11 protein-coding genes are annotated in these 15,638 nt (G+C 74.8%); 5 read left to right on the top strand and 6 right to left on the bottom strand.

The window, feature by feature from the left end:
* Positions 1–78: 78 nt before the first annotated feature.
* The gene (locus OG823_RS03465; RefSeq protein ID WP_371477381.1) at positions 79–1,092 is read left to right on the top strand and encodes a LacI family DNA-binding transcriptional regulator; all 1,014 of its coding nucleotides are present in this window, start codon (positions 79–81) and stop codon (positions 1,090–1,092) included.
* A gap of 61 nt (positions 1,093–1,153) precedes the next feature.
* A complete protein-coding gene (locus tag OG823_RS03470) occupies positions 1,154–2,236 on the top strand; it encodes an aldose epimerase family protein (RefSeq protein WP_371477383.1) in 1,083 nt (360 codons plus the stop codon).
* A gap of 24 nt (positions 2,237–2,260) precedes the next feature.
* Here the strand turns inward: OG823_RS03470 and OG823_RS03475 are convergent, their stop codons facing one another.
* From OG823_RS03475 to OG823_RS03485, 3 genes are all read right to left on the bottom strand, one after another.
* Positions 2,261–4,501, bottom strand: a complete 2,241-nt coding sequence (locus OG823_RS03475; protein WP_371477384.1) for an MMPL family transporter — start codon at positions 4,499–4,501, stop codon at positions 2,261–2,263.
* A 185-nt stretch (positions 4,502–4,686) separates the two neighbouring features.
* Positions 4,687–5,718, bottom strand: coding sequence for a ribokinase (locus tag OG823_RS03480; RefSeq protein ID WP_371484288.1), 1,032 nt, complete (start codon positions 5,716–5,718; stop codon positions 4,687–4,689).
* Between the two features lie 67 nt (positions 5,719–5,785).
* On the bottom strand, positions 5,786–6,319 hold the full coding sequence (locus tag OG823_RS03485; RefSeq protein WP_371477386.1) for a GNAT family N-acetyltransferase: 534 nt from the start codon (positions 6,317–6,319) through the stop codon (positions 5,786–5,788).
* Between the two features lie 264 nt (positions 6,320–6,583).
* Here OG823_RS03485 and OG823_RS03490 point away from each other — a divergent pair, with 264 nt between their 5' ends.
* Both OG823_RS03490 and OG823_RS03495 read left to right on the top strand, forming a co-directional pair.
* Complete coding sequence (locus tag OG823_RS03490) at positions 6,584–7,486, top strand: hypothetical protein (protein ID WP_371477388.1); 903 nt, start codon at positions 6,584–6,586, stop codon at positions 7,484–7,486.
* A gap of 176 nt (positions 7,487–7,662) precedes the next feature.
* Positions 7,663–9,150, top strand: coding sequence for a bifunctional phosphatase PAP2/diacylglycerol kinase family protein (locus tag OG823_RS03495; protein ID WP_371477390.1), 1,488 nt, complete (start codon positions 7,663–7,665; stop codon positions 9,148–9,150).
* Positions 9,151–9,464: 314 nt separating this feature from the next.
* Here the strand turns inward: OG823_RS03495 and OG823_RS03500 are convergent, their stop codons facing one another.
* The 3 genes from OG823_RS03500 to OG823_RS03510 form a co-directional block, all read right to left on the bottom strand.
* Entirely contained in the window at positions 9,465–9,968 is a 504-nt protein-coding gene (locus tag OG823_RS03500; protein WP_371477392.1) for an AAA family ATPase, read from the bottom strand.
* A gap of 91 nt (positions 9,969–10,059) precedes the next feature.
* Positions 10,060–12,393 carry a SpoIIE family protein phosphatase gene (locus OG823_RS03505; RefSeq protein ID WP_371477393.1) on the bottom strand — a complete coding sequence of 778 codons (2,334 nt, stop codon included), beginning with the start codon at positions 12,391–12,393 and terminating at the stop codon, positions 10,060–10,062.
* 546 nt (positions 12,394–12,939) lie between these two features.
* Complete coding sequence (locus OG823_RS03510; RefSeq protein WP_371477394.1) at positions 12,940–13,278, bottom strand: hypothetical protein; 339 nt, start codon at positions 13,276–13,278, stop codon at positions 12,940–12,942.
* A gap of 376 nt (positions 13,279–13,654) precedes the next feature.
* Between OG823_RS03510 and OG823_RS03515 the strand changes: the two genes are divergently transcribed.
* Positions 13,655–15,385 carry a SpoIIE family protein phosphatase gene (locus tag OG823_RS03515; RefSeq protein WP_371477396.1) on the top strand — a complete coding sequence of 577 codons (1,731 nt, stop codon included), beginning with the start codon at positions 13,655–13,657 and terminating at the stop codon, positions 15,383–15,385.
* The last annotated feature ends 253 nt before the right edge of the window (positions 15,386–15,638 follow it).

Genomic DNA, 15,638 nt, shown 5'->3' on the forward strand with positions numbered 1-15,638 from the left:
CACCGTCCGCGGGGCCGAAGGGCCACACTGGGGCCGGGCACCGCCGCGCCGAAACGGCCGGCCGAAGGAAGGAAATCCGTGGGCGCCAGCCTCAAGGACGTCGCGCAGCTCGCGGGCGTATCGGTCAAGACCGTCTCGAACGTGGTGAACAACTACCCGCACGTCACACCCGCGATGCGGGAGCGGGTCCAGGCGGCGATCGACGAGCTCGGCTACCGGCCCAATCTGATCGCCCGCCACCTGCGCAAGGGGCGGACCGGCATCATCGCGCTGGCCGTGCCCGAGCTCGGCAACCCGTACTTCGCCGAACTGGCGGGCGCCGTGATCGACGCGGCCGCCCGCCACGACTACACGGTCCTGCTGGACCACACCGGTGGCCGGCGGGAGAAGGAGGTGCTCGTCTCCCAGGGCTTCCGGGCCCACGTCATCGACGGACTGATCCTCAGCCCGATCGAGCTGGAGGCGGAGGACCTGCTCGGCCGCTCCGAGGACGCGCCGCTGGTCCTGCTAGGCGAGCGGGAGTACGACGCGCCGTACGACCAGATCGCCATCGACAACGTGGCCGCCGCCCGCAGCGCGGTGCGTCACCTCACCGGCCTCGGGCACCGGCGGATCGCCTTTCTGGGCGCCCGCCGGGAGAGCGCCCGGCGCCCCGCCCACCTGCGGTTGCGCGGCTGGCGGGAGGAGCTGACGGCGGCCGGGCTGCCCTGCGACGACTCCCTGGTCGCGGCGACCGACGGTTACGGCCGGGTGGACGGCGCCGCCGCGATGAACGCCGTGCTGGACCGCGGCGAGCGGCCCGACGCCGTGTTCGCGTACAACGACCTGGTCGCGCTGGGCGCGATGCGGGTGCTGACCGAGCGCCGGCTGAGAGTGCCGCAGGACATCTCGGTGGTCGGCTTCGACGACATCGAGGAGGGCCGCTTCTCGCCGGTCGCCCTCACCACGGTCTCACCCGACAAGCAGGCCATCGCCAGACTCGCCGTCCAGCGCGTCGTCGCCCGGCTCGCCGGCGCCGACGGACTGGAGCCCGAGCACATCCAGCCCGGCTACACGCTGACGGTCCGGGAGTCGACCGCCCGCCGCACCTGACCCGCACCGCAACCGACCGCCCGCCGCCGCCCGGCGCGCCGCACCTCCCCGAGGACTGACGATGCCCCAGCCCGTACCCCACCGCGAAGCGTTCGGCCGCACCCCCGACGGGCGGCCCGTGGACCTCTGGAGACTGGAGTCGGCCTCCGGTGTGACGGCCGAGATCCTCACCTACGGCGGCATCCTGCACCGCCTGTCGGTGCCGGACGCCGCCGGCCGCAGCCGCTCCGTCGTGCTCTCCCTGCCGGACGCGGCGGCCTACGCCGAACCCGACGGCCCCTACCTCGGCGCCCTGGTGGGGCGGTTCGCCAACCGGATCGCGGGGGGCCGGTTCGAGATCGACGGGCAGACCTACCGGGTGCCGGCCAACGACCAGGGCCACACCCTGCACGGCGGCCCGGACGGCTTCCACACCCGGCTCTGGCAGGCCGAACCGGCCCCGGACCGGGCCGCCGTCCGGCTCTCGCTGCTCAGCCCGGACGGCGACATGGGCTTCCCCGGCGCCCTGTCGGTGACCGCGGAGTACGCGCTGGACGAGGCGGGCACCCTGTCGGTGGCCTTCGAGGCCGCCACCGACCGCCCGACCGTGGTGAACCTGACCAACCACGCGTACTTCAACCTGGGCGGCGCGGGCTCCGGCGACGTCCTCGGCCACCTGGTCGAGGTGGACGCCGGCCACTACCTGCCGGTCGCACCGGACGCCATCCCGTTCGGCCCGCTCCAGGCGGTCGCCGGCACGCCGTTCGACCTCACCTTGGCCCGGCCGGTCGGCGAGGCGCTGGCGGCCGAGGACCAGCAGCTGAAGAACGCCGGCGGCTTCGACCACTGCTGGGTGCTGCGACCGGCGTCCGAGGCCGGCGGTCTGCGGCCCGCGGCCCGGCTCCGCGATCCGGAGAGCGGACGCGCCATGGAGGTGTGGACCACCGAGCCGGGCCTGCAGGTGTACACCGGCAACAAGTTGGACGGCACGCTCGCCGACGCCGACGGCCACCACCACCCGGTGCACGGCGGCATCTGCCTGGAGACCCAGCACCTGCCCGACTCGCCGAACCGGCCGGAGTACCCGAGCACCGTGCTGCGGCCCGGCGAACTCCTCACCAGCCGGACGGAGTTCCGCTTCCCGCACCTGCCGCCCACCGGCTGAGGCCGCCGGGCGGCGCTCCCGTCGTCAGGCCGGTTCCTCCTGGCCCTCGGCGTCGATGTGCGGCAGGATCCGGTCCAGCCAGTGCGGCATCCACCAGGCCCGCGCGCCGAGCAGCGTCATCACGGCCGGGACGAGCAGCAGGCGCACGATGGTGGCGTCGATCAGCACGCTGACGGCCAGGCCCAGGCCCAGCATCTTCACCACGATGTTGTCGCTGAGCAGGAAGGCCGCGAAGACGCTCACCATGATCAGGGCCGCGCAGGAGATGACCCGGGCGGTGATCTCCAGGGCGTGCGCGACCGCGCCCTTGCTGTCCCGGGTGCGGATCCACGCCTCCTGCACCCGGGACAGCAGGAACACCTCGTAGTCCATGCTCAGGCCGAAGACGATCGCGAACATCATCATCGGCACGTAGCTCTCGATCGGCACCTTGCCGGAGACGCCCAGTGCCGGGCCGCCCCACCCCCACTGGAAGACCGCGACGACCACGCCGTAGGAGGCCGCGATCGACAGCAGGTTGAGCACCGCGGCCTTGACCGCGATCAGCAGGCCCCGGAACACCGTGAGGATGATGATGAACGCCAGGCCCACGACGGTCGCGATGATCAGGGGGAGCCGGGCCGAGACGATGTCCAGGAAGTCGACCTGGGCGGCCGTCGTGCCGGTGACGTAGCCCGCGGCCGGGGTCCCCGCGACCGCCTGCGGCAGGACGGTGTCCTTGAGGTGGTTCACCAGCGAGGTGGTGGCGCGGTCCTGCGGGGAGGTGGTCGGGATGATCGTGGAGACCAGCACCTGCCCGTCGGTGGTCGGCTGGAGCGGACTGACGCTCTGGGTGCCGGAGACGCCCGCGAGCGCGCTCTGCACGGTGCCGGCCAGCGCGGCGCGGTCGCCGGAGGCCACCGCGGACTGGTCGATCACCACCGTCAGCGGCCCGTTGGTGCCCGGGCCGAACCCCTCGGAGATCAGGTCGAAGGCGCGCCGGTCGGTGAAGCTGGTCGGGTCCGCGCCGTCCCCGATGTGCCCGAGCTGGATCGAGAAGAGCGGGATCGCGAGCACGCCGATCACCACGACGCCGCTGATCAGGAACCACCACGGTTTGCGCTCCACCCGCTGCGCGTAGCGGTGCCAGGTACCGGTGACCTCCTCACCGGGTGCCGCCTCGGTCTCGGCGATCGGCTTGCGCAGGTGGTAGCGGTCGATCCGGCGCCCGACCAGCCCGAGGAAGGCCGGAGTCAGGGTCAGCGCGCCGAGTACGGCCGTGATCACGGTGACGGCCGCCGCGACGCCCAGGTTGCCGATGAAGGTGACCCGGGAGACGTAGAGGCCGGCCAGCGCGACGATGACGGTGCAGCCCGACACCAGGACGGCCCGGCCGCTGGTGGCGACCGCCCGGCCGGCCGCGGCCACCGGATCCTCGCCGTCCATCAGGCGCTGCCGGTGACGGGTGATCAGGAAGAGCGAGTAGTCGATGCCCACGCCCAGGCCGATCATGGTGGCCAGGGTCGGTGAGACGGTCGCGAAGGTCAGCGCGTTGGCGAGCAGACTCAGACAGCTCAGGCCGACGATGACGCTGATCAGCGCCGTGATCAGCGGCATCCCCGCCGCGATGACGCTGCCGAAGCCGACGATCAGGACCACGATCGCGACCACGAAGCCGATCGCCTCGCTGAGCAGGTCGCCCGTCTCCGGCCGGGCCAGCTCGCCCAGGGAGCCGCCGTACTCGACCTGGATGCCGGCCGCGCGCAGCGGCTGGACGGCGGCGTCGATCCCGTGCAGGTAGTCCTGCCCGAGCGAGGAGGGGCTCTGGTCGAAACGCACCGTGAGGTAGGCGATGGTGCCGTCGGCGGAGACCGGCGAGGGGTTCGGCGGCTGCGCGGGCGCCGTGGCCGGCAGCGGGTTCGTCACCGCGAGGACGTGCGGGAGCTGCTGGAGCGCGGCGGTGGTCTGCCCCAGCTGGGCCTGGACGGAGGTCAGCGGCCCGGCGGCGTCGTGCAGCACGATCTGGGAGCTGAAGCCGCCGGCCGAGGGCTGGTAGGTCTTGAGGACGTTCAGCCCGGTGTTGGACTGCGTGCCGGGCAGGGTGAAGTCGTCGGAGTAGGTGCCGCCGACGGTGCTCTGCAGGGCGTGCAGGCCACCGAGCCCGACCAGCCACAGAACGATGACGACCACGAAGTGGCGCGCGCACCACTCCCCCAGTGCCCGCAGCCCCTTCGGCGGGGCGGCGGAGGGGCTGGTGGCCCTGGCCCTGCGACCCGGTGCTGGCATACGGACTCCTGGGCGTACTCGCGGGGGACGACGACGGCGGGATCCGGCCCGGGCGGTGCCGCCCGACTCCCGGACGGAGCGTAGGTTCCGCGCCGGCACCCGGGGCGTTCGACACCCGGATCGGGGTGCGAACGCCGCCCATCCGACACGGATGGGCGACGATCCTCGTCATTCGGCGGTACCGGTCAGTACGCCCCGAGCTCCCGTGCCGTCGGGAAGGAGCCCTGCGCGCCGTGCCGGGTGACCGTCGCGGCGCCCACCCGGACCGCGAAGCGGGTGGCCTCGGCGAGCTGGTCCCCGGCGCCGAGGCGCCAGGCGAGCGCGCCGGTGAAGGCGTCGCCCGCGCCGGTGGTGTCCACCGCCCGGACGGCCGGGCTCGGTGTCCGGGAGCAGCCCCCGGCCTCGGCGGTGACCGCGCCGCCCGCGCCCAGGGTCACCACGACCGAGCGTGCCCCGAGCGCGAGCAGGGCCCGGGCCCACGCCTCGGGTTCGCCGCCGTCCGCGTCACCGACCGCGTCACCGACCGCCTGACCGACCGCGTCACCGACCGCGTCACCGGCTGCCTCGCCGACCGCCGCCGGCCCGCCGTCCGGGACGTCCGCTCCGCCCGGGTGCTCGCGGCCGCCGATCAGGAACAGCGCCTCGTGCTCGTTGACCACCAGCGGGTCGCAGGCCGCCAGCACCTCGGCCGGCAGCGGCGCGGCCGGCGAGGCGTTGAGCACCACCCGGGTGCCGGGCCCGACCGTACGGATCACCTCGGCCACCGTCGCCGGCGGGATCTCCAGTTGGAGCGAGACCACGGGCGCGGCCGCCAGCAACGGCGCGGCGGCGCGGACGTCCGCCACCGAGAGCAGGGCGTTGGCGCCCGCGGACACCACGATGGTGTTGTCGCCGTCGGGACCGACCGTGATCAGCGCGAGGCCGGTGGGCGCGCCTCCGCTCAGCACGCGGGAGATGTCCACCCCGGCCTCGCGCTGCGCGTGCAGCAGCAGCGCGCCGTTCGCGTCCTCGCCCACCCGGGCGAGCAGCGTGACGCGTGCGCCGAGCCGGGCGGCCGCGGCGGCCTGGTTGGCGCCCTTGCCGCCGGCGTGGGTCGCCACGTCGGAGCCGAGCACCGTCTCCCCGGGCCCGGGCAGCCGCTGCGCCCGGACGACGATGTCGGCGTTGGCCGAACCGACCACCACCAGCTCCGGGGCCGTGCCCGTGTTCTCCACCAGGTACTCCCTCACGGCGGGGCCGACGTCCTACCCGGCCATGGTGCCACCCCGGGCCCGCCGGGCGGGCTCAGCCGGTGGTGGCGGCGGCCGCGAGCTCCCGGGCGTACCAGATCTCGGCGTACGGCCCCGCGCTGTAGGCCGGGATCTCGACGTAACCGTGCCGGGCGTACAGCGCGCGGGCCTCGACCAGGTCGAGCCGGGTGTCCAGGACGATCCGTTCGGCGCCGAGTCCGCGGGCCGCCTCGTCGACCGCCGCCAGCAGGTGCCCGCCGCCTCCCGTCCCGCGCAGGGCGGGGCGGACGAACACCCGGGTCAGCTCGACCGTCCGGCCGTCCAGCACCCGCAGGCCGGCGCAGGACTGCGCCGCGCCGCCGTGACGGCCGATCAGGAACACCCCGGTGGGTGGGACGAGGTCGTCGCTCGGCGAGCCGGCGAGGCCCTCCTCGATCTCGGCGGGTGTGGAGGACCGGCCCTGGTGCAGCTCGTAGTAGCGGTCGCTGACCTCGATGTAGTAGTCGCGGAGCAGCGCCAGCGCGTCGGACGAGCCGACCGGGGCCGGGGTCACCGTCCAACCGGTCGGACGTGGGGTGGAGAGGGTCATGAGCCCGATTGTCCGGGTTCCCCTCCGGGCGCGCCCGGATTTTTCCCGCCGGCCCCCGGAGCGCGCGGCGGAGCGGCCCAATCATCCCATTCGACTCATTCGTGGACCAACGGAGCATCAGGGAGCGCCCGGACGGGACGGTCTGATCACGATTGAATGACCATACGGACCCTCGGATCGATCAGACTTTCGGATCATTGCGCGACACCGATAGGTTGCGGCCCTCACCGTCACCACGTCAGCTTCGACCTCTGAGGGATCACGTTGTCCACTCCGCCGCCCCAGGCGCCGTTCGACACTCCGCCCGCCGGGCCCAACCCCTACGCCGCACCGCCGGCCGGAGCACCCGGGCAGGACGCCTTCGGTACCCCCCAGGGCTTCGGCGCTCCGCAGCGCTTCGGCGCTCCGCCGGCCGGTGCGCCCACGCCGGGCGTCTACGGCGACGCCCCCCACGGCTACGGCGGCGTACCGCAGGGCTACGGCGCCCCGCAGGCGTTCGGGGGCCCCCAGGCGTTCGGGAACCCGCAGGCGTTCGCCGGCCCGAGCTGCCGGTTCTGCGGTTCGGTCCCGGCCGTCCAGGCCACCGTCCGGGGCCACCAGGGGTTCGTGATCATCATGCGGTTCCTCAAGCTGCAGGGGCCGTTCTGCCGCAGCTGCGGCATCGCCGCGCACCGCCGGATGACCGCGGACAGCCTCTGGCAGGGCTGGTGGGGCATCGGCTCCGCGTTCATCAACCCGATCACGATGCTGATCAACCTGCCCCAGCGGGCGAAGATCAACAAGCTCGCCCCGCCGCTGCCCGGCGCCCCCGGCCTGCCTGCCGACCCGGGTAAGCCGGTGTTCCGGCGCCCGGCGATCCTGGGCCTGCTGATCCCGCTGATCGTCGTCGGGGCCATCGTCTACAGCGCGCAGCGGGACCCTGGCTACGCCTCGGTCGGCGACTGCGTGCACAGCAAGCACACGGTGGTCGCCGGGGTCGAGGACAAGGACGCCGACGTGGTGGTGATCGACTGCTCCGACTCGGACGCCGACGCCAGGATCGTCGGCAAGGTGCCCGGCACCCATGACGGCGAGAGCGCCTGCACGGCGTTCTCGGACGCCGACGGCTACTACTACCGGGAGCAGGGCTCGGACCAGTACACGCTCTGCCTGCACTTCCTGAAGTAGCCGACCGGACGGTCCGGCGGCCGGAGCGCTCCCCGCTCCGGCCGCCGCCCGCTCCGGTCGCCGCCCATCGGTGCCCGCTCGGGTCCACGGCCGGTCGCCGCCCATCGGTGCCCGCTCGGGTCGCCGGACCGGTGTCGCACGCGAGTGACCTCGGAGTTCGCGGGTAGCCTCCGGCCATGGCCACCCTCGACGCGCTCGACCGCGCACTGTTCACCCGTATCGCGCTGGCCCGTCTGCCCGGAGCCCGCCCCGTCCTGCCTCGGCTGAGCCGGGCCGCCGACCACGGTGTGCTCTGGATGTCCTCGGCCGCCGTGCTCGCCGCGGTCGGCGGGCGCACGGGGCGGCGGGCGGCGATGCGCGGCGTCGGCTCGCTCGCGGTGGCCTCCGCGGTCGCCAACGTGGCGGCCAAACACCTGACCCGCCGTCCGCGCCCGCTGCTCGACCAGGTGCCGGTGATACGCCGGTTGGTCCGACAGCCCTTCACCACCTCCTTCCCCTCCGGCCACTCCGCCTCGGCGGCGGCCTTCGCGGTCGGCGTGGCGATCGAGGCCCCGCTGCTCGGGGCGCTGGTCGTCGCGCCGGTGGCGGGAGCGGTCGCGGCCTCCCGGATCTACGTGGGCGCGCACTACCCGGGCGACGTCCTGGCCGGTCTCGCGCTGGGTGCCGGCGCCGCCGCACTGACCCTGCGCTGGTGGCCCCGGCACGTCGAGAGCCCGGTGCCGGCGGCGCCGGCCCGGGTGGCGGTGCCCGCACTGCCGGGCGGCGCCGGACTCTGCGTGGTCGTCAACGCCAACTCGGGCCGCGGCAACGGCAACGAGCAGGATTCGCCGGCGGGGCGGCTGGCCGAGCTGCTCCCGGGGGCCGACGTCAGGACTGCCGGCCCGGACGACGACCTCGTGGCGCTGCTGGAGTCGGCCGCCGAGGACGCGGCCGCACGCGGCGGAGCCCTCGGAGTCTGCGGCGGCGACGGCACCGTGAACGTGGCCGCGACGGTCGCGGCCCGGCGCGGCCTGCCGCTGGCGGTCTTCCCCGGCGGCACGCTCAACCACTTCGCCGTCGATCTCGGCATCCGCACGCTGGACGCGGGCGCGGCGGCCGTGGAGGCCGGCAACGGCTGCGCGGTCGATCTGGGGCTGGCCACCGACGACCGCGGGCAGCGGGTGTTCGCCAACACCTTCAGTCTCGGCGTCTACCCCGAACTGGTACAGCTGCGCGAGAAGTTGGAGGGCCGGCTGGGCAAGTGGCCGGCGCTGGCCGTCGCGGTGGCTCGCGCCCTCGTCAAGGCCGAACCGGTCGAGGTCGAGGTCTCCGGCGTACCGCGCCGACTGTGGCTGCTGTTCGCCGGCAACGGCGTCTACGACCCGCCCGGGTTCGCGCCCACCCGCCGCACCGGGCTCGCCGACGGCCTGCTGGACGTGCGCACCGTCGACGGCAGCAGCCCGTTCGCGCGGACCCGGCTGGCCGGCGCCCTGCTCTCGGGCACCCTCGGCCGCTCACGGGTCTACCGGGCCGCTCGACTGTCGGCGCTGGAGGTGACCTCGCTCGGGACGGCCCGCCGGATGTCGGTGGACGGCGAGGCGGTACCGGCCACCGGGAGTCTGCGGCTGGCCAAGGCCCGGGCCGGCCTCACGGTCTACCGCCCCACCGATCCCGAGCCCGCCTGACCGCCCGAGCACCTGTCTGACCGCCCGCCCGGCCACCTGAACGCCTGCCGGACCGGCAACCCGGCCCGGTGACCCGCGAGGCGCACTGCCGGCCCGACCCCCGGGCCGGCAGTGCGCCTCGCTACTGCTCTGACCGCCGCACAGGTTCACCGGGATTCTGCTGGCGAAGGCCGGGACCGATTGGATGGGGGCTGACGAGCTGGACCGGATCGAGCACGTGCTGGCCGCCCGACGCCGTGAACGCGCACGCATCCGCGGCGAAAAGGACATCCGCTGGGGCGGGCGTCCCATCCCCGCCGGACGGCGTCAGATCCTCACGTCGAGGACTGCATGACGACCTGCTCACCCTCTCCCTTCGGTTCCTCGAAGGTGGCCAGGTAGCGGTTGAACAGCGCCTCGTCCACGGTGACGGCGTTGGCACCCTCTACACCGCTCCGTACTGCGAGGCGGCGCTCCAGCGTCGTCCGGTCAGCCTTGAGGTGGACCAGTTCCCAGTGGCAACCGTGGTGCTCGATCAGCGCCTTGTAGTCGTCGCGAGCGGCGCGACTCCAGAAGCTGTAGTCCACCACCACGTCGCGCCCGGCCAGCACCAGCTCGACCAGTTCCTGCCGTTGCTCGCGGCGGATCACTTCCTTGAGCCGGTCGAACGCCTCAGCTTCCAGCACCAGGCCGGCGTCGCGCTGCCCGAGTCGTTGCCAGACCACTTCGTCGATCGACAACCGGGCGAAACCGCGTCGCACCAGATCCATCGCGTAGGTGGTCTTGCCCGCTCCGGGAAGACCGCACATCAGCACCACCGTGCTCAATTGCTCCGTCACGGAGCCAGGTTAGACCGACCGCCCCGGCGAACCCATGCGGTCAGAGCACTCGTCCGCCGCCGTCCGGGGCGTTCAGCGCTCCCCGGCGCGCTCACCTTCCGCTCGGCGCGCCGGGCAGGCCCTCCGGCAGGGGCTGCTCGGACCAGATCGTCTTGCCCGAGCGGGTGTACCGGCTGCCCCACCGGCTGGACACCTGCGCGACCAGGAAGAGTCCGCGCCCGCCCTCCTCGGTGGCCAGCGCCCGGCGCATCCGGGGCTGGGTGCTGCTCGGGTCGGAGACCTCGCAGACCAGCACGCCCGCCCGGATGAGCCGCACCTCGACCGGACCGCCCGCGTACCGGATGGCGTTGGTGACCAGTTCGCTCACCACCAGTTCGGTCGGGAACACCAGGTCCTCCAGCCCCCAGCGCTCCAGTTGCTCGCCGACCAGCCGCCGGGCCCGGGAGACGACCACCGGATCGGCCTCCAGCGTCCAGGAGGCGGTGTCCTGCGGTGGAACGATCCTGGTCCGGGCCAGCAGCAGGGTCACGTCGTCCGGCAGGCGGACCGGGGGGAGACCGCCGGTCACGTCCCGCCCGACGGCCTTGAGCGGGCGGCGCAGCACGTCCGCCTCCAGCAGCCGGGTGCGCAGCTCGGCCATGCCCTCGTCGAGGTCCCCCTCGCCCCGCTCGACCAGGCCGTCGGTGTACAGCGCCAGCACGCTGCCGGCCGCCACCTCGAAGTCCACCGGCTCGAACGGCAGGCCGCCCACCCCCAGCGGCGGGCCGGGGTTGAGCCGGACGAACTCGACGCTGCCGTCCGGGCGGACCACGGCCGGCGGCGGGTGACCGGCGCTGGCCACCGTGCAGCAGCCCGACACGGGGTCGTAGACCGCGTACAGGCAGGTCGCGCCGACGGAGGAGTCCTGGGCGGTGCGCTGTGGGGCGTCCTCCTCGTCGAGGTCGCCGGCCGCCTCGACGGTGAGCTGGGCGACCAGGTCGTCCAGGTGCAGGAGCAGTTCCTCCGGATCGAGGTCCAGATCGGCCAGCGCCCGTACGGCCGTCCGCAGCCGCCCCATCGTGGCGGTGGCCTGCAGGCCGTGCCCGACCACGTCGCCGACCACCAGGGCGACCCGGGCCGAGGACAGCGGGATCACGTCGAACCAGTCGCCGCCGACCCCACTGGCCGCGTCCGTGGGCAGGTAGATGCTGTCGGTCTGGGCCGCGACGATGTCGGTCGCCGCCGGCGGGAGGAGGCTGCGTTGAAGGCTCACGGCGGCCCGGTGCTCGCGGGTGTAGCGGCGCGCGTTGTCGACGGCGAGCGCCGCGCGGCTGGCGATCTCCTGGAGCAGCGAGAGGTTCTCGTCGTCGAACGGGGGACGGTCGCTGCCACGCCACACGGTGACGGTGCCGAGAAAGCCGCCCCTGGCCAGCAGGGGCGCGCTGATCGGCCGCCGGGTCTCCTGGCCCTGGTCCGTCCCGGCGGTGGCGGTGCGGCGCACGGCCGTCTGCCGCTGATCCTCGGGGGCGGGCTCCTCGCCGGTCAGCACGGCCTCGGCGATGTCGATCGCGGCGACGTCGGCGAGGGCCGGCACCAGGACGCCCGCCAGGTCCTCCGTGATCCGGGTGACGGACAGCGAGCCGCCGAGCGCCACGGTCGAGCGGTGCAGCACCTCCAGCCGCTGGCGGGCCCGGTCGAAGTCGGTCACGTCGGTGAAGGCGATCGTCACACCGATCGGCGGCCCCTGGTCCTCCTGAAGGCGGAAGGCGGTGAACATCATCACCCGCCCGTCGCCGGAGTCGTCGCGGGTGCGGACCCGGGCCTCCGTCCCGAACCGCGGGACACCGCTGCGCAGCACCTCCAGGAGGTGGGTGGTGATCGAACGGGCGTCCTCCGGCTGGAGGAAGTCCTCGACCCGGAAGCCGCTGAGGTCGGCCGGCACGCCGGTGTAGGGCATCAGATGGGAGTTGGTGCGCAGCAGGCGCAACTCCTCGTCGAAGACGGCCAGGCCGATCCGGTCCTGGAGGAACAGCTGCTGGGTGAAGGCGTGGTCCTGGCGCCACTTGGCGACCAGCGCGGTCGGCGCCCCGAGCACCAGCATCCCGCTGCCCCGCCTCGGCCCGTCGCCGTCCGCGCCCGCCCCGCCCCGTACGCCCGCGGACAGCGGCAGGACCCGGAAGTCGATGTCCAGCTCCCGCCTGCTCCCGTGACGCAGCGTGGCGCGGCCGGTCCACGCCCCGGCGGTGCGCTGTGCCAGGACGTCCGGCCAGTCGGACGGGTCCGCGAGCAGCGCGCTGACGGGACGGCCGCAGACCTCGGCGGCCCGGATCTCCAGCAGTTCCCGGGCCGCCGAGGTCCAGCCCACCACGATGCCGTCCTCGTCGACGAGAGCTCCGGCGGTGCTCTCGGCCTCGAACGGGGACCGGTATCTGTCCGCGCCGCGCATAAGCTCACACCTCAATCCGCCCGGATACCCCCATCATCCGATGCTTCACGGCAGTCAGCACGACGTGGCGGAGGAACGGGAACGGTGACGGAACGTGACCGGCGCCGGCCGGCGCCGGCCGGGGGCCGACGGTCGGCGGCGCCCGACCGGTTCGCCGGGGTGGTTTCGGGTAGGCGGATCAGGGGGCGAGAGCGCGGCCCTGCGACCGGCGGGGAGCCGACCGGTGTGCCGCGCGGCCGAGCGCAGCTGGAGGCACCCGCGATGACCATTCCCGTTCCCCAGGACCCGGACGCGCGGCCCTACCCCGGCCCTGCGCCGACCCCGGGACCACCCGATCCCCTCCCCCGGCCGGTGCCGCCGGAGCCCGACCCCGACCCGGCACCACCGCCGATGTGACCGGGTGCGGCCGACGCAGGCGGGCGGCGGAGCCGGCGTCGCGCGGCCGCCGGTGTGACCGGGCGCGGGTGGCGGAAGCACGGGTAGCGGTAGCGACGCAGGCGGTAGCGCGGCAGGCAGGCGGGCGGTGTGCGGGCGGCGGCCGAGAGGCTAGCGGCCGGAGCGCCGGTACTCGCCGACCAGCGCGGCGGCGGCGACCGCCACCACCCCGGCGGCCACCCCGGCGGCCATGAAGCCCCCGTCGGAGCGCCAGGAGAGCACCGACCACCGCGAGCGGGCCGACAGCAGCGATCCGGTGCTGAGCCACGAGGCGGTGGAGAGCAGCGAGAGGGCCGAGCCGATCGAGCCGACGGACAGCGCGCTGCCCACCGAACCGACCGACAGGACGGATCCGACCGACCCCACGGAGAGCACCGAGCCGACCGAGGCCACCGAGAGCACGGAGTCCTCGGACCAGAGCGACAGCGACGAGGCGACGGGCTTCAGCATGGACCGATCGTAGACCGGCCGCGTCGAGGTCCGCAGGCAGAGCGCGGAGGCGGTCCCACCCGGGCATCGGAGCGCCACGGCGGTCGGGCCGGCCCGTTCACGGCCCGCGTCACCGTCGGGGCGGTCTGCGCGTTTCGGAACGCTCCTGACCTCGGGGCGGGCTCCGACGGGCCCCGGCGCCCGGCCCGGTCGGCGCCCGGGCGGTCACGCCGACGGCGCGGCCGCCCGGCCCACGGATGCGGACCCACCCCGGCGGCGTGATCATGGACGGACCCGCGTTGACGGGAGGGGTGCCCTGTCGGGTACGGTCCGGCGGTGCCGCCCGCCCACGGCGGCGACGCTCGCGGGCGGCGCGCGAGGTGGAGAGAGGTGTGCGGTGCACGGCGAAGCGCCGGACGAGGACGCCGATCGGGTGCGGGGCGACGACGAGACCGGCCTGGAACTGCTGCGGGCCGTCCTCGACCGTACCTCCGCGGCCATCGCGGTCACCGACGGACGGTTGCGCTGGGTGCACGCCAACCCCGCCTTCGAGGCCGCCGCCGGCGTGCGCTCCGGGGAGCTGCTGGGGCTGCCCGTCACCGCCACCGCGCTCGCCGCGCTCTCCGCCGCGCTGTCCCGCGCACTGGCCGACCGGCTGGGCCGTGAGGTTCTGCTCGACCGGTGGGGCGGTGAGGTCCTGCTCGACCCACCGCCGGGAGAGGCCGGGCCGGCCGGGCCGCCGCGGTGGTCCTGTCGGCGCGTCGAGCTCCGCGGGCGGGCGGCCGGTGTCGTCGTGACCCTCGCCCCGGGCCCGGCCCTGCCGGGCGGGGCGCCGTCCCGGCCGGCCCCCGGCGGTGCCGCCGAGGAACGCCTGGCACTCGCCAGGGCCGCCGACGAACGGGTGGGCACCACCCTGGACGCCGACACCACCTGCGTCGAACTCGCGGAGTTCGCCATCGCCGGGGGTCTGGCCGACATCGCCGCCGTGGACCTACTGCCGGATGCCCACAGCCCGTACACCGGCGGCCGGATCAGGCTGCGCCGGTGCGCGCTGGCGGCCCGCCGCGCCGGTGGGGCCGACACCTCGGGCCTGCCGCAGCCGGGGGAGAGCGTCCGCCACCAGGCCGGCGCGCCCACGGCCGAGGCGCTCACCGGCGGGCGGGCCGTGGCGGTCGACCTGGGCGAGGACGCCGGGCCGACGGGAGAGGGGCCGCCCGCCGCCGACAGGGCCTTCCGCGCGGCCGGTGCACACCATCTGCTGGTGCTCCCGCTCATCGCCCGCGGCCGCTCGCTCGGCGTGCTGCACCTGGCCCGCCTGGCCGCCGGGGGCCGGGGCTTCACCGGCGAGGACCTCGCGCTCGTCGGCGATCTGGCCGGACACGCCGCCCTCGCCCTGGACAACGCCCAGCGCTACACCCGGACCCAGCACGTCGCGCTCGACCTGCAGCGGGCGCTGCTGGCCGAGCCCGCCAACCCCCACCCCAACCTGGAGCTCGCCACCCGCTACCTGCCGTCCGGCAGCCACAGCGTCGTCGGCGGCGACTGGTACGAGACGGTCCGCCTGCCCTTCGGCCGCACCCTGCTCGTCATCGAGGACGTGATGGGCCACGGTGTCGAGGCCGCCGTCGACATGAGCACCTACCGCTCGATGCTCCGCTACATCGCGGGCATGGATCTGCCGCCGCACCGCATCCTGCGGCAGCTGGACACCCTGATCTCCGAGAACGAGGCCTCCCGCCCCGCCACCTGCCTGCTCGCCCTCGCGGACCCGGCACGCCGGCGCTGGACCTTCGCGAGTGCCGGCCATCTGCCGCCGGCACTGGTCACCCCCGGCCGCCCCACCGAACTCGTCCGGCTGCCGACCGGACCGCCGCTGGGCACCGGGCTGGCCGACTACGAACAGACCCGGCTGCCCCTGGAGGACGGTCAGACCCTGCTGCTCTACACCGACGGGCTGGTCGAACGCCGCGGCGAGGACATCGACGTCTCGCTCGACCGCCTCGCGGCGCTGTCCCTGCCCGCCGCCGGGGACCTGGAGGATCTTCTCGACACCGTCCTGCACGCACTGGCCGCCCACCCGGCCGAGGACGACACCGCCCTCCTGGCGGCCCGGCCCCGTATGCGCTGAGCGCGCGGCCACACCCGTCGGGCCCGGCGGAGCACCGCCGCCCCCGGCCCGGGCCCGGGAGGGCGCGCGGTCGGTGGGTGCGCCACCCCGGCTCCGATCAGCGGAAAGCGCCCGCCTCCGCGCCGCTGGGGCGGGGAGGCGGGCGCCGGCCGTGGCCCTCGGCTCCGGCCCGGGCCTTCGACTGCTGCCCGGGGTTCTCTGCTGCCCGGGCCTTCAAGTGCTGCCCGGCCCCCGCCTCCGGCCGAGGGCCGGG

Source organism: Kitasatospora sp. NBC_00315, assembly GCF_041435095.1.
Taxonomy (GTDB): domain Bacteria; phylum Actinomycetota; class Actinomycetes; order Streptomycetales; family Streptomycetaceae; genus Kitasatospora.

Bases quoted from the DNA above. Each gene is read 5' to 3' on its own strand.
- OG823_RS03505 (WP_371477393.1), bottom strand. From the start codon at position 12,393: ATGCGCGGCGCGGACAGATACCGGTCCCCGTTCGAGGCCGAGAGCACC.
- OG823_RS03475 (WP_371477384.1), bottom strand. From the start codon at position 4,501: ATGCCAGCACCGGGTCGCAGGGCCAGGGCCACCAGCCCCTCCGCCGCC.
- OG823_RS03495 (WP_371477390.1), top strand. From the start codon at position 7,663: ATGGCCACCCTCGACGCGCTCGACCGCGCACTGTTCACCCGTATCGCG.
- OG823_RS03510 (WP_371477394.1), bottom strand. From the start codon at position 13,278: ATGCTGAAGCCCGTCGCCTCGTCGCTGTCGCTCTGGTCCGAGGACTCC.
- OG823_RS03485 (WP_371477386.1), bottom strand. From the start codon at position 6,319: ATGACCCTCTCCACCCCACGTCCGACCGGTTGGACGGTGACCCCGGCC.
- OG823_RS03470 (WP_371477383.1), top strand. From the start codon at position 1,154: ATGCCCCAGCCCGTACCCCACCGCGAAGCGTTCGGCCGCACCCCCGAC.